The sequence below is a fragment of the Paenibacillus sp. FSL F4-0100 genome (genome assembly GCF_037993005.1).
Taxonomy (GTDB): Bacteria; Bacillota; Bacilli; order Paenibacillales; family Paenibacillaceae; genus Paenibacillus_AQ.
In genome coordinates this window covers 6,869,534-6,884,107 of sequence record NZ_CP150303.1, presented here as the reverse complement: position 1 = coordinate 6,884,107, position 14,574 = coordinate 6,869,534, and the positions used below count along the sequence as shown (strand labels likewise).

General features: G+C 46.7%; 13 protein-coding genes. 8 read left to right on the top strand and 5 right to left on the bottom strand.

Annotated features, from left to right (window positions below; all coding sequences use genetic code 11):
- Nucleotide 1 precedes the first annotated feature (1 nt).
- From MHH48_RS31280 to MHH48_RS31260, 5 genes are all read left to right on the top strand, one after another.
- The gene (locus tag MHH48_RS31280; protein WP_076325286.1) at nucleotides 2–2,386 is read left to right on the top strand and encodes a transcription initiation factor TFIID; all 2,385 of its coding nucleotides are present in this window, start codon (nucleotides 2–4) and stop codon (nucleotides 2,384–2,386) included.
- 37 nt (nucleotides 2,387–2,423) lie between these two features.
- Nucleotides 2,424–3,689 (top strand): vWA domain-containing protein, encoded by a 1,266-nt coding sequence (locus MHH48_RS31275; RefSeq protein WP_076325287.1) that lies wholly within the window; start codon nucleotides 2,424–2,426, stop codon nucleotides 3,687–3,689.
- A 17-nt stretch (nucleotides 3,690–3,706) separates the two neighbouring features.
- Nucleotides 3,707–4,348, top strand: a complete 642-nt coding sequence (locus tag MHH48_RS31270) for a beta-mannanase (protein WP_076325288.1) — start codon at nucleotides 3,707–3,709, stop codon at nucleotides 4,346–4,348.
- A gap of 72 nt (nucleotides 4,349–4,420) precedes the next feature.
- Nucleotides 4,421–5,680 (top strand): hypothetical protein, encoded by a 1,260-nt coding sequence (locus MHH48_RS31265; protein WP_076325289.1) that lies wholly within the window; start codon nucleotides 4,421–4,423, stop codon nucleotides 5,678–5,680.
- Nucleotides 5,680–8,655 carry a hypothetical protein gene (locus MHH48_RS31260; RefSeq protein ID WP_076325290.1) on the top strand — a complete coding sequence of 992 codons (2,976 nt, stop codon included), beginning with the start codon at nucleotides 5,680–5,682 and terminating at the stop codon, nucleotides 8,653–8,655. The genes MHH48_RS31265 and MHH48_RS31260 overlap by 1 nt, the downstream gene beginning before the upstream one ends.
- A 64-nt stretch (nucleotides 8,656–8,719) precedes the next feature.
- On the opposite strand, the gene MHH48_RS31255 is transcribed toward MHH48_RS31260, so the two are convergent.
- Nucleotides 8,720–9,070, bottom strand: a complete 351-nt coding sequence (locus tag MHH48_RS31255) for a winged helix-turn-helix transcriptional regulator (RefSeq protein WP_076325291.1) — start codon at nucleotides 9,068–9,070, stop codon at nucleotides 8,720–8,722.
- Between the two features lie 124 nt (nucleotides 9,071–9,194).
- On the opposite strand from MHH48_RS31255, the gene MHH48_RS31250 reads away from it, so the two are divergent.
- Nucleotides 9,195–9,818 (top strand): nitroreductase family protein, encoded by a 624-nt coding sequence (locus MHH48_RS31250; protein ID WP_076325292.1) that lies wholly within the window; start codon nucleotides 9,195–9,197, stop codon nucleotides 9,816–9,818.
- 207 nt (nucleotides 9,819–10,025) lie between these two features.
- On the opposite strand, the gene MHH48_RS31245 is transcribed toward MHH48_RS31250, so the two are convergent.
- On the bottom strand, nucleotides 10,026–10,664 hold the full coding sequence (locus tag MHH48_RS31245) for a nitroreductase family protein (RefSeq protein WP_076325293.1): 639 nt from the start codon (nucleotides 10,662–10,664) through the stop codon (nucleotides 10,026–10,028).
- 118 nt (nucleotides 10,665–10,782) lie between these two features.
- Here MHH48_RS31245 and MHH48_RS31240 point away from each other — a divergent pair, with 118 nt between their 5' ends.
- Together MHH48_RS31240 and MHH48_RS31235 are read left to right on the top strand one after the other, a co-directional pair.
- Entirely contained in the window at nucleotides 10,783–11,142 is a 360-nt protein-coding gene (locus MHH48_RS31240) for a MerR family transcriptional regulator (RefSeq protein ID WP_076325294.1), read from the top strand.
- Nucleotides 11,143–11,264: 122 nt separating this feature from the next.
- Nucleotides 11,265–11,633 carry a nuclear transport factor 2 family protein gene (locus MHH48_RS31235; protein WP_076325295.1) on the top strand — a complete coding sequence of 123 codons (369 nt, stop codon included), beginning with the start codon at nucleotides 11,265–11,267 and terminating at the stop codon, nucleotides 11,631–11,633.
- A 120-nt stretch (nucleotides 11,634–11,753) separates the two neighbouring features.
- Here MHH48_RS31235 and MHH48_RS31230 read toward each other — a convergent pair whose 3' ends face one another.
- The 3 genes from MHH48_RS31230 to MHH48_RS31220 all read right to left on the bottom strand — a co-directional run bounded on the left by MHH48_RS31230 (nucleotide 11,754) and on the right by MHH48_RS31220 (nucleotide 13,936).
- Nucleotides 11,754–12,311 carry a DUF1700 domain-containing protein gene (locus MHH48_RS31230; protein WP_076325296.1) on the bottom strand — a complete coding sequence of 186 codons (558 nt, stop codon included), beginning with the start codon at nucleotides 12,309–12,311 and terminating at the stop codon, nucleotides 11,754–11,756.
- Between the two features lie 4 nt (nucleotides 12,312–12,315).
- Nucleotides 12,316–12,648, bottom strand: a complete 333-nt coding sequence (locus MHH48_RS31225) for a PadR family transcriptional regulator (protein ID WP_076325297.1) — start codon at nucleotides 12,646–12,648, stop codon at nucleotides 12,316–12,318.
- Nucleotides 12,649–12,766: 118 nt separating this feature from the next.
- A complete protein-coding gene (locus MHH48_RS31220; protein ID WP_076325298.1) occupies nucleotides 12,767–13,936 on the bottom strand; it encodes a serine hydrolase domain-containing protein in 1,170 nt (389 codons plus the stop codon).
- Nucleotides 13,937–14,574 lie beyond the last annotated feature (638 nt).

Below are 14,574 nucleotides of genomic sequence, written 5' to 3'. Positions count from 1 at the left end.
GATGAGGGAAATTCTTCGCCAGTATGCTGCCGGCTATGCCAAATCGGAAGAGCAGCTTACCTTGATGGAGGATGATCAGAGCAGCATCCACTACCCGGAGGTATACTTGTTCATCGGTGATAAGACGGCGTCCGCAATCGAACCGATTATGGAGATACATGACCGCAAATGGGACAACAGCGCAAGTGTCATCTATTTGCATGTGGGAACGGACCAGGATGGAGGGGGGGAGCCGAAAGGCTCCGAATCCTCCGGTCGCCTTCACCGGTATCATCTTCATTTACCGGAGTCAGACGGCGCATCCAAGTCCGTACGCAAGGAACTATACCAGGGCTTCTATCGGGACCCGCATCACCTGGCCGGGTTGAATAAAGCGATTCGGAAGCTGAGCCACCACATCGCAGACTATGGACGCAGCTATTCATCCTTTGACCGGATTCATCTGTCTGTCATTACACGGGTCGACGACCCGTTTAATGTGTTTATACCGGAAATTTCATTACTGGCCGAATCGATTTTCCAGCAGTCATTCAAGTCGGTGCAAATGGATTTGTATGCGCTCATTAATGAAAGGGAGCAGATTGAATCTTATGGCTATGCGAGCTCCGTGGGTGTTGCCTTCTTGCGGGAGTTGGACCTGATGCAGAGCCGGGAATACAGCTTCTCCGCACCGCTGCAGGTCACGGAGGATGGGCTGACGATTCCGGTCGTTCACCCGGCCTCGCCGTTGTTTGATCTCGTCTATGTGCTGTCTGATAAGAATGAACGCGGCATATCAGGTTACGCCGGGATGCAGGATATCTATGATATCATCTGCCATCTGGGTTTGCTTAAGAACCGGAAGCAGAAGGATGCAACCTATGACGGAATCCGGGGCATTTACAACAATACGTCTTTCAAAAGCAATATTATGACGGAATCCGGCCGCCAAGGCTTTGTCTCCGCTGGCTTTGCCCGGGTGAAGAGGCCCAATGAGCCGATTGCGCTAACGGTCCTCTATCATCTGTGCCGCGGACTGCTGCTTCGCATGAAGAGTGGGACGGAACCGGAGGCTCATGAATGCCTGACCTACTTTGGTCTCGATGCGGAGGCCGTAGCGGCAAGAGCGGACCGGATGCTGCCGGACGCAGAGCATCTGGATGGGCTAAAGGGGATGATGTCACACCCCGTCAGTTATGCCGGGCTGAAGCGGATGAATATTCGTGAAGCTGAAGAGGCATTGTTCGGGGATGGCTGCAGGCAATTTTTTCATAGCAATTACGAGCTGGAGGTCCAAAAGAGACTTAGCGATATGAGCACCGCTGAAGAGCTTCATAGTGCGCTTCGTCGCACTTTGGCGGATCATCCGCAAATCGGTTGTTATCAAATCGTGGAGTGGACGAGTGACAAGGCGGGAGAGGGGATACTGCTTGAAGCGGTCCGCTCTCGAATCCGGGATCTCGGCAGCCTCCTGAAGACCGAGCAGGACGGACTGAACCGCTATTATGAGGAAAGCGTGGAAAGTCAGCCGTTCAAGAAGCTTCCTTTTAGGGATAAACAGAATGTGCGCCATTTCATTCGTTATTTCGTTGGCGAGCTCTATCGACGCAAGTATGAGCTTTTATTACTGGAAACGGAGCTTGCGCTGTACAGGCTCTATGAGGTGGAGCTCGAACGGATTCACCGTCATTACAAGCAGCAGGCGAACATGCTGGACCAACTTGAAACGGAATTGTTGGAAGCAGCCCAGTTGAGCATCCGTACCGCAGACGATTATATCGGCCAGAACCTGATGGAGTATTATGGCCTTGTAACGGAAGAACTGATGCTGGAATTGGAGAGTAAGCGCGGCCAGGGAGTATTCTTTGAAGAACGGTATGTCGGCAATCTCTCCATCGTTACGCATGAAGGGATCGAACCGATTCTGTCGAGCATGATCCGGGTCTGTCTTAGAGATTTATTGACGGCAGAGCCGTTCGTGCAGACCTTCGAGGAAGAACTGCTGCGGAGGGCGAACGTAACCATCGACTACAATAACAAGCAGGTGCTTGCCAAGGAAGATCTGTTTAAGGTGCTTTACCGGATGCTGGAGGAGAACTCCGTTACGTTGGTCAGACTGCTTGACTATACGCAGGAGCATCGATACGAGGAGAAATATTTCTTCGGCGATGCCGACAGCGAATTTGTCCGCTATGCGATCCATGCCGATGAAGCTTTACGGGTGTACAAGCTTGGCATCGTGCACGAGAAGCGCTCCAGCGGAGTCGAGAAGCTGAACCTGATGGGAGGTTTCCATTTGGAGGATCTGATGTACTACCGGAATGGCAGAACCTACTACGAGACCTATACGGCAAACGGTTATGAATTTCATGGAATGGAACCGGCGCAACTTCCTGAGCTGCGCTAGCGTTCTTAAATTCTGATACAGAGAGTAGGCGTGTATTGTGCAACGAAAAATAAACCCTCTCCTGCTGCTGTTTAGTCTAGTCGGTGGGGGAATCGGATTTACCATTGGGGAATTTTTGCTCCGCCAATGGGGGACAGGGCTTCCCGTCATCGTAGTTACAGGGATCTATTTCGGAATTTTGGCCTTGTGCATCGGATTGGCCTGCTTAATCGCAGAACTGATCTCCCCTCGTTTGAACGGGAGCTCATGGAGACAGCGATACACAGGCACATCATGGAAGCTGCTGATTCCATCCACGTTGGTGGCACTGTTCTTGCTTGGCATGCTGTTTGAGTGGGTGTACCAGTTGAACCCGGGCAGCGCCAAGCCGGTGAAGGATATCGTGCTGGTCATTGACAATTCGGGCAGCATGAAAGACACGGACCCGAATCAGGACCGATATACGGCGGCCAAAAATCTGATTAACCGCATGGACGAGGATAACCGTGTATCGGTGATGCTGTTTGATCATGCGACAACGTTGCTGCAGCCTTTTACGCGTGTGAAGAACCAGGAAGCCAAGGATGAGATCATCGCTGAGATTGACAGTTTGGAAACGAATGATGGCGGCACGGACATTAGTCTCGCGCTGGAGGATACCATGACGCATATCCAAGAGAGCCATGATGCCCGCCGAAGCGCCATGGTCATTATGCTGTCGGACGGCTTTAGCGAAACCGATCATGCGCGTGTGCTTGCCGACTACAAACAGCAGCAAATCGCGGTGAATACGATTGGCCTCAGCCTTGTCTACAAGGATGGCGCCCAGCTGCTTCAGACGATAGCGGCCGAAACGGGCGGGCAATATTACGACGTGCAGAATGCGGCAGATTTGTCTTTTATCTTCCAGAAAATCTATGACGACGTCGGGGATCGTTCCCTGTTGACGAAACGTACAGGCGCGATGGAAGATAGCGTTTATTATCAGATTGTAAGAGTCGTTGCGATGCTGCTCATTGGCGCTGCCACGGGCCTGGCCCTCGGCATTATGTTTGATAACCGTCATCTTGCGCTTAGCTTCAGCATCGGCGGCGCGGTATCCGGCGTGCTCGCAGGAGTTGTTCTGGAATATGGCCTATCCGGGGGAGAAGTCAGGGATGCCTTCGTTCGTCTGCTGGCCTGCTTCATCCTCTCAGGAATCATCGCCTTGTTCACGTTGGTGATTCCGGTTAAGGAGAACAGCAAGATCATTCGTAACGAGCAGCGGCCAGGCCGAACGGGACGAGGGCAACGGCCGAATGATTCAACAAGCCGAGGATTTTAAAGCAGGGGGCGTTCGATATGCGTTTTAAAAATGCGGAGCCCGGAGAATGGGTCATTCAGGGATTAAGCTATCAATTAGACGAGGGCTACTGTACGCTCCGATGGAGCTGGCCGCCAGGTCTTCAGGCGGTATATATTCACCGCGCGATGGATGATGGATTTGGTCTGCCTGCTGGAACTATAGAGCCTGGCAGCCTGCGCCTGTATACCCGAGACGAGTACAAGGCGAACAATGGGTATCGGGACCGGGTGGACGGAATTGGCCAGATCACGTATACGGTATACGCCATGTCTTCCGAAGATGGAGAGATGGCCTTAATCAGGCAGCCGGATGAAGCGAACAGCATTCAGTTCAGCACCGGCAAAGCTATGCTGGTATATTCCATTCGTGAAAAGAGCCGCTGGTTGCAGCCTTATAAGACGATTGAAATTCAGGTGACGGCGGAAGTGCCGGTACCCAAGGACGTTTTATGCTACGTAAAGAAGCAGGGGGCTTATCCGGTAAACAAGGAAGACGGCATCTTGTACCCTTTCGTTACGGATTTTGCGGCGGGACGCAACGAATTGCCTGCGATTGAGGTGGGCAAGAACGATTATATTCGCCTGTTTTTTACGGATGGTAAGAAGTATGGACAACGGTATGAGCTCGTTTATAGATAGAGAGTGAACACACTGTAACCACGATGAACGCATCAGTGTGTAATTCATAGGGTTCAGAGGGAGGTACAAAGGATGGGCATTTTTGATATATTCAAGAAAAAACCGGAGCCGGAGCCAAAGCCGCTGTTCTATGATATTGTGTGCCCTTACTGTTTCAGTAAGTTTGCTCCGAAGGAGGTTGTCTTCCGGGCTGCCCACGATCGAGAGGATGACGAGGACTATGCGCTTGGGGAAGATGATGAGCTGAATCGGTACCGGGAACGCTTTGGGCTGGATTCCGTTTATGATATTGAAGCGATTATCCGGCCGAGCGACATACCGGAGGAGCATCACATTTATTCCGATCACGTGCTGGTTGGATTGAATGACCGTTACGGTGTCGTTACGCGCAGACGGTTATGCCCGAAATGCCATAATGAGCTTCCGGTGACCGCAGGAAAGGTGCCGAGCAACATTATCTCGATTATCGGTGCTTCGCAAGTGGGCAAGTCGGTCTATATGACTTCGCTCATTCATACGCTGCAGCATACGACGGCGGATCATTTCGATGCAGCTTGCATGCCGCTGAATGCCGAGATCAGCCGTAAGTTCCGTACGGGCTATGAGGAGCCGTTATTTGAGCGCGGAGATTTGCTGGCGTCCACGCAGAAGGAGAAGATGCAGGAGCCTTTCATTTTCCAATTCGTGTTCAAGGATGAGTCCAAGCCGCCGTTAACCCTCGTATTTTTTGACGTAGCGGGTGAGGGCATGGTGGACGAGGATTACTTGGGACTTCACGGACAGCATATCAAGAATTCCGCGGGTATTCTGTTTATGGTGGATCCGCTCCAAATCCGCTCCATTCGGGAGAAAATTCGTCTGAAATTCGGTGACCAGCCCGGTGAATGGGTGTCCCAGTATGATGAGCCGCGGGATGTCGTGCTGACGATGTTCGGCGATTTCATCGCTTATGAGGACAAGGGCAAGACGGATATTCCGACAGCCGTCGTCTTAACCAAGAGCGACATGCTTCATGCGCTTAAGGATGAGGATGGCGAATACGTGAAGCTGAACAGCAACATCTTTAACAATGTGGTGCACCGCAAGTTTATGAATTTGACCGAATTTGAAAATATTGACGGCGAGATCCGCCGTTTTATCGAGAAGGTCGACCGTCCGTTCAAGGGAACGATGGATGTATACTTTTCCAATACAGCGTATTTTGCCGTGTCGGCTCTAGGCAGCAACCCTGTCGATCAGAAGCTGCAAAGCGTTGTCAGCCCGATTCGGGTCGATGAGCCGTTCATCTGGCTTCTGTACAAGCTGAAGTATATTCAGGGGAGGGAAGACTAGTGCCGGATTTCCCATCCCGAACCATACAGCAGCAAATGTACACGCGGGAGCGCCGGGGCATATTCCGTTCAGCCGAAGGCTTTGATACGGTGGCTCGTTCGTCCGGATTGGAGGCTTCCTTTATCAAAAAGGTACTGCATCCCTTTTGCCAATACGAAGCTCCTGCCGAGCTGACAGCACGCAGCGAGAGGGAAGCGGCGGCTTATCCGGCTGCCCTTCATCTGTTCCATACGGAAACAGGGGACACGGTGCTAGGGCGAAGCGTGTTTCAGCCTGCGGACTTTACGGGGCTTCGCAGTGCCTTTTTTACGCATCATTATGTCATTCCCGACGGTTTTCTTGAAGATGAGCATTCCGCTTATCAAACTTGGCTCCAGGCCTCCTTTGCCGATCATTACGATATCGAAGAAGGCGTAGATCTTCCGCAGCTTCCTGCCATTCCGGTTCAGGCGGACTCTCAAGCCGCCATCTCATCCAAGGAGACGCCAGCCTTATTGCAGGAGCTTGGGATCGACGAGAAGATATTCAAGCAGCTGCTCTATGCATGCATATCCGCGGCTGCAGGGAAGAAAAAGGTATATATCGTTCTGGATGTCCCGGTGGAACAGTTGTCCGCGAAGGCGGAGCAGCTGCTCTTTGTGTTGTTTGGCCGATTGCCCTATGCGCTGCGCCGGGTGCTTGGGTTCGTAACCTATGCCAAAGAGCCGCAGAGCAAGAAGGGACTTCACCTCATGTTCGTAGAGAAGGGCAGCCTGCGCCTAGGCGACCGGAGCATTGAGAAGGACTATTTGTTTGAGCTCGCTGCCGGCAGGGTCATTAATGTCGATCTGAAATGGTCCGAGCAGCCTTATCTTGATTTTGCATGGGAGACGCTATTGGACCCCGATCGCTTAGGGCGCTTTTTTGCCTTCGCCGAGCAGATGCTTGCGGATATGGAGCCGGGTCTTGGGATCTTGCTGGATAGCTACGACGATTTATGTGTGCTGTTCCAGATTGAAGAAGGCCAAGAGGGCTTGTACCATGAGCATAAACATACTGTGCTGCGTGCTTTGCTGCTTTATTTGAAGCCGACAGGCGCCCTGGATTCTAAGGGACGGTTGGATCAGCTGTTCCACGCCCTGTTTGCCCAGGAATTCGAGCTTATCAAAGGCGGACAGGTTCCGGATGCAGCGATTGCCGGATTCGTTAAGGATTATCACGGCATCAATCCCCGGCAGCATCAGGATCTGATTGTGGAATATTTTATCCGCTCATTAAATAATGCCTTATCGAAGCAACGCCAGGATGTGACCGAGGCGATTTACGACTTGCTGGAGGGCAGCCCGGCCTTAAGCCGAGCCTTCTATGCCAGGGTGTTGACCAGTCCGGGGCTGCCGGCGTTGATGTTCGATCCATATATGAAAACGCGCATGCAGCAAGCAGCGTCGCCTACGGATTTGGTAGATCTGATCGGCTTGTGGGTTCGGAATCACCCTCTCCTGCTGGAGCAGGAGAATTATATCAGGTTAGCGGAAGCCCAGCTTGTCGATAAGCTTAAGCAAGATCCGGACCCGGTGAGAGCGGTCAACGCCGTGCTGGATCAATTGGATTCGCTGGAGCACCATCCTCAGAAGGGAATGGGTCGTTACCAAGGCGGAACTGCATTTGCAGACCGTTTGATTTATGCGGCAAATCTCTTTCTTTTGCGTGAGTTGGAGCCCGAGCAATTAAGCCAGAAACAGCTGCTGGATATCGGGTTTCTGCAAATGCCGAAGGAGTTCAAGGGTTGGGTAGAGCGTTTTGACTCCCGGATTCGGTCCAAGGCGGAAGTCATGCTCGCCCTTTACCAGTGGTCCAGCCATGAAGAGGTTCAAGCGGAGGTGCTGGCAGATCTGTCAGCCGAGGAGCGGGAACGAACCCAACAAATCATGCGTAAGTGGCTGCAGAACCATGTGGTGCCATCCAGATTTGATAGCATTACCTTGGCCTTCTGCACGGAGATTCGTTCCAGTGCCGTAGACTACCGGGGCTTGCTTGAATATTTGCACAGATACGGTCAGAGTCCAGAAGTGGTATACCAGTATATTAAGTGGTCTGCCGAGCAGCCGGTATTTGTAAGACCGCGGGGACTAGTTCCGGCTTATGCCGCCGCTATCGTTCATTATTTCAAAACCTATGACCGTGAAGCCTTCAAGAATAAGGATTATGCGAAAACGTATTTCAATTCGCCTGCGCCCATCCTCAAACCGGTGTATACGAAGGTCAGGGCCGAATTGGCTTCACCGTTGGTGCGATGGTTTCGCCAGCATTCGCGGTTCGTAAAAATCACTTCTTCCTTGCTTGTGGTGATCGTTATTGCTGGTGCTGCCTTCATGATGATCCAAAATGGCAAAGGACCTGCGGACGGAAATGCTGATCCGAATCCGGTCATCACGCCCCCGGTTACCGCACCTCCGGCTTCTTCCGATATCGTCCCTGAAAAGCCGTTATTGACGGCGATGGTGGTGGAAGAAGGCGAGCAGGAGGGCAAGACCGAACTGACTTTCCATTTTAAACAGCTGGCGGCTTGCCGGGAGTTCAGTGTGGATAAGCTACAGGTTGTAGGCAAAGACGCAAGCACGCTGTTTGAGGCCGCTAGCCCTGAATTATCGCGGGTTTGCGCCGATGACACAACGGGCGAAGCGGATACCGACCCATCAGGGACAGAGCCTGACTCAAGCGGGAATCAAGTGGGGCCGAATACCGGGACAACAGAAGGGGAAGGTTCGTCTAATACAGTCAAGGACGAAGACGTTCCGTCTACTGAAGGTGCTGGTGACACTCAGGAAAACCAGACTTACGCGAGTCAGGTCACCCTGAAGCTGGATCAACCGCTTGACGTGTCCCTAGTCGAGAAGGTCGTAGTGGATGGCGTCTCCTATGAGCTGTCCGACGAAAGCGCGCTTTCGGAAGAGCAAGAGCAGGCTCCGGAGAGTGAGACGGATGAAGGAGTTTAACAAATAGATAACGAGCAGACGATCATTCGTCTGCTCGTTTTTTTTCGCGCCTCTTATGCACCACCTATTTATGCTGGCTACAGATTTGTTCTTCTCTTTCGAGGTTTTGTGCGATTGCATAGGTGTTGCCCCATTCACACATTGTATTTAATACAGGGACGAAGGATTGGCCCAGCTCAGTTAAACTGTATTCTACCTTAGGCGGTACTTCTTTAAATACTTCTCTTCGGACAAGCTCATCTTTTTCCAGCTGCTTTAATTGATCGGTTAAGACTTTCTGCGTTATGGTCGGCATGAGCTGATAGAACTCCTTTGTTCTCCTTGGTTTTTGACTCAGGAAAAAGAGGATTAAACATTTCCACTTTCCTCCTACCGTATTCATAAAAATATTGATTCCCGTATTGAGACTGTTCATTATGTATTCCTCCTGAATAGGCACATAAAGGTGGCTAACCCACTTTATTGTGCGTTATTTTCTGCCACTTTACGGTCCATTATAATTGGAATATGGAGTAAATAAAACATTTGGAGTGAGCACAATGAGTGTGAGAGAGATATTAGAACAAAGACGTTCTGTCAGGCATTATGATCCCCATTATAAAGTGGAATCGGAAACGTTGGCGGCTTTGATTGAAGGAGCCAGTAAATCGCCCAACGGAAACAATATTCAAGCAACACGGTACCTGGTTATCGACGAACCGGATTTAAAGAACATGTTACTCCCCATTGCCTTTCACCAGCAACAGGTAATAGAAGCATCCGTACTAATCGTTGTACTAGGCGATTATCAAGCATTTGAAAAAGAAAATATTATCAATATTCATGAAGATGGATTCCAAAAGGGGTATTTTGACGCATCATTAAGAGACTATTTAGCCAACGCGGCAATCCAGTATTATCTAAATAAATCCAAAGAAGATTTAAAACTCGAATTAGTAAGAGACGCAAGCCTGGCGTCTATGTCGTTAGTTTTACTGGCGAACGAGGCAGGTCTTCATACGATTACCATGTCCGGGTATGATTCCGACCAGTTAAAGTCGGCCTTACAGATTTCTGATAGGTATGAAGATGTGATGCTGATAGCCATTGGGAAAGGAATACAACAAGGTCATAAAACCGTTAGACATGATGTGGACAAAATCATTTATAAAAACAAAATATAATTCATGGAATGAAATATTAGTTTATGTGAAACCAAGGGAGCCGATCACAATGACCGGCTCCCTTTTTCTTTTTGATTGAGTTTTTCGTTAGCTTAACAAGCTTTAGAGTTTTCGATTATTGATCCTTTAACAGTAAGCTTCTATATAAACTTGCAGTTTGAGTTTGTAATTTTGAAGAAAGAATGGTGAATCGATTACGGATAATGGTTACCTCCAAAATGTAATCTTGTCAGAACCTAATCGAACAGACTCATGCCCATCCTCTTTGGCTTTTCCTATTGAAATCATCATGACTGGAGCATAGCGTTCTTCATCTAAATCAAATGCTTTTGCTAACTGATCAACTTCAAAGCCTGCCATTGGATTCGTATCGTACCCATGTGCACGAGCTACTAACATGAACTGCATTGCAAAGAGGCTGCTATCGACTTTTGCGATTTCAACTTTCATTTCTCTTGATAGGGTCGGAAACATGGATAGAATGGTTTCGAGTTGACGATCTCGTACTTCAGCTGGCATTTTTCCTTGTTCCACGGCTGTATTGTAAATTTCTTCAGCATATAAATAGCTTTGGGTGTCACCAAAAATTAATAACATGGCTGATGAAGTATCATTTTGTAATGTATTGAAACGCACAAGAGGTCTTAGCTTTTCTTTTCCTTCTGGAGTATCGACCACAATTACACGCCAAGGCTGCATATTTGCAGAGGATGGAGCCAGACTGGCTTCCGAAATCATTTCGCTTATCTCTTCCTTCGATATTTTAAAATTCTCATCATAATTACGGACAGAACGTCGGCCCATAACGATATTGGCGAAATCATTGTTTTGAATATGGTTAAACATAGAACCTCTCCTCTTGATAACATTAGATTTTTTTGACATTGTGTATGTCGTTCGTTATCATATTTCGTATTATGAACTATGAACCTAGGTTTATAGCAAGAAATTAAGAGGTCCTATTATGAAAATAAACGATGTTTCAAAATTAACGGGTCTGCCCATATCAACATTAAGATTCTATGAACGTAAAAACCTAATTCCAGACAGTTATGTTAAAAGAGATGTTAATAATTATCGTGTTTATTCTGAAGAGGTTGTTGATTTTCTAGATGATGTGAAGGCACTTTTATCCGTAGACTTTTCTATAGAAGAATTAAGTTTGCTAGTAAATCAACAACTTAATTTATCATACGAGGCAAAGACAAAAATGGTTGAACAAAAAATCAAAGAAATTGAAGAGATCCAGAAGCGATTGAAAAAGTCAAAGAAATTCTTGAATGCAGTCTTGGAAGGAAAGGCAAATTTTCAAACAAAATGTTAAGGACATTAACATAAACACAGATATATGAAAGTTAACCAGGAAAGATCCGTCATTGAACAAAATTGTACTATACTTTGTTTATTAACTTATATGCCTATTTGAGGGATGGGAGGTGTGGAACGATGTCATATCATAAGGCACTTGAGGCATACATAGCGGCTACGAATACGCATAATTTTGACAATGTAGCCCGGTTGCTCGACGGAGAAGCGGTCTATTGGTTTTCGGATCGGAGCTGTCATACGTTGGATGAGATCCGGGCATATTTCGAACATGCCTGGAATGTTATTCGGGATGAGGTATACCGGGCGGAGGATATAGAGTGGATAGCGAGTGATGCTCATTCGGCGGTATGTATTTATACCTATCACTTTGAGGGTTATCATCAGGGGACATATACGGCCGGAAGCGGGAGAGCAACGAATGTGTTCGTTCGCGATGCCGATGGCTTATGGAAATTAAAGCATGAGCATTTAAGTTCGATTCGATGAATCGGTTTGATATCATTGCATAAATAAAAGAAAAAGAGCTCTTGAAGGGCTCTTTTTCCATCATAGTAAAAACGGGGTGCGGTTGGTCTATGAATGACCGCCGGGTCCCGTTCTTTTTTATTAATACAATGTTTTCTTTTTCTGACTAATGGCCTGTATGTATTTAATTGTAAGTTTCCATAATACTTTCCCGAGCCAAAACATCAACACACCAATCACAATAGAAATGGGTAAGAACAGCATTGGGCTTGGTGTATATGCTCCCATTTCGATTGTTATTCCGGCAATATCATATCCCATAAGATGCCCAACAAATTTAATAATTCCGCCTATTGGTGTAATAACTCCACTAATCATTAAAGCAATGGAAAGAGTACTGAGAAGAGGCAGAAGAAACATACCGCTGATGCCTGCAAAGCTGCTACAAAATGCAAATATAGCACCGAATTTACGCCAACTAAATTTACTGTTCTTTGAAATGGCTTCACCTAAGTATGCTTTCGCTAATTCTTTTGGGTTTCCTAGCCGCTCGATGATTTGTTCAGAAGATAGACCATTATTTTGCAATTCAAGCATTACACTTTTGATTTCTTTGACAATGTCCATACGCTCGGAATCGGACATGGATTTCAAATACTTTTCAATCTTTTCAAGATAGTCATTCGTAATTTTATCCAAAATTTCACACTCCTTTAATTTCTGCTATAGCAATTAATAAATTATCCCATTCTAAGGACATAGCGTTTAAGTACTCGTTTCCTTTTTCTGTAATGGAATAATATTTTCTCGGTGGCAAACCCTCTGTACTTTCTTGCCAAGATGAAGATACATATTCTTCTTTCAATAATCTTCTAAGCAGAGGATAAATTGTATTTTCTTTTGCAGCAACAATAGGATGCTGTTCTAACTTACTTATGATTTCATACCCATAATAGGGTCGCTGCTTTATTAGCAATAGAATACAAAATTCGAGTGTTCCTCTCTTGATTTGTGATTTCCAATCTTCCACATTCATGATATTGTACCTCCTGCGGATACATCGTACAACACAGTACATCAAATATCAATAGTACTTCAGGATTTTTTTATTCAACGTAATAGAGGGAATCGCTTGCTACGTTTTTCCTTTTTGCCTACTTGCTAAATTCAGCAAGTAAAATATTTTTAAAAGGATTAGGACTGTTATCTCTACCCAAGCTGTTCAAACTGACGACCAACGTATGCTTGCCTCCAAGTGTACCTCCAGCAATAGTGGAAAACCCTAGAATGCCACCGGTGTGTCCCCATATCGAGACACCGTTTGGCAGCTTAGTTTCAAAGATTCCAAGACCATATCCATCGATTCCTGCTCTTCCTGTAGGAACTGTAGTAAGCATTTGTTTTAGTTGCTGTTCCTTCAGTAATTTGCCGCCGAGCAAGGAAGAGAAGAATTTATTTAAGTCATCAGCAGTAGAAATCATATCTCCAGCCGAGCTTCCTGCACTTGGGTTATAGTAAGTAACGTCTTTTATCTCACTTGTTTCGTCTGGTTGGGAATATCCCCGAGCATGCTTGGTGCCTGGAATAACGCTTGAATTGCCAGGTAGGAATGTATCCGACAATTCAAGCGGTTCAATAATCCGATTTTCAATCTCTTCCGCGTAGCTGTTTCCGGTTACTTTTTCAATAAGAATACCTAGTAATACGTATCCTGTGTTTGAATAAGACCAGCCCTTTCCTGGGGCAAAGTCTGGGGGCAAAGAAATCCCCATCTTCACTATTTCTTCAGCCGAATACGATTTTTTTGTATCCATAAAATCAACGTCTTTTGACCTTGAGTATTCAGCGATACCACTTGTATGGTTCAATATCTGCCGGATGGTAATCTGTTTACCATTATATCCGTTTCCTTGAATGACACCAGGCAGCCATTTTTCAATGGAGTCGTCTAAATTCAAGCGGTTCTCTCCAGCTAATTGAAGTACAACCGTTGCAGTGAACGTCTTCGTCACGCTGCCAATGCGAAAGCGAAAATCTGTGTCCATTGGTTTCTTGGTGCTCAGATTCGCTACCCCAGCCGCATAACCCCACGTTTTTCCACCCTCAAAAGTTTTAGCAAGTATCCCCGGGAATCCAAGTTGCAATGTATCCCGCATGGCTTGCTTGACGGAATTATGATCTCGTTGAGTGCTTGTTTGTAACGAACTAGATACATTTTGAGTGGGCTTTGCTTTTACAATTGAGGTTGGCGATGTGTATAGCAGGGCACTTCCAGTTATTAAAAGGGCCAGACTTGCAGATGTAATTTGATTAAGTATTTTCATAAGGCATTCCTCTTCTCTATTAATATTGTATGGTTTACCAACGCGATTCTGTCCTAACAAGCAGTAAATTCCTCTTTTTTCACATGTATGTTAACCCCCTAAATGAATTGTTTTTCTCGAAATACCCTTGTTAACTGGTTGTTTTCCATATATACGTCATATTTGTTCCGTCTTTCACACCTGCCTTCCGCATATACATCGTACAACACAGTACCTCAATTAACAATAGTATATCAGAATTTATTAATTCCAACGTAATAGAGATATTTATTTGAAGGCATTATGCGTGTTGCTTTCACCGGTAGATTCGATCCATGTTGAATTTATTAACAGAAAATAAAATTACAAGAATTTACCCCATGTTTATGGAAATGTATCCCTTCTCAATCGATGGTGTAGGTTCCATGATACAAATATATGAATATTTATTGAACACCTTTGAATTCAAGAAAGGAGGCTGTAGTAGAGTGTACGGACAGTGATTCAATCATGAGTAGAGAGAGGGGGGGACTGAACTCTACATAATTGAGCTGGGAAAATTAGTAACCGCTTTCAATACAAGTTGGATTTGAGCGATATGCGAAAATAGGCAAGTCATCAAAGAAACACTCGATGACACCGAGGGACAGACATTCATT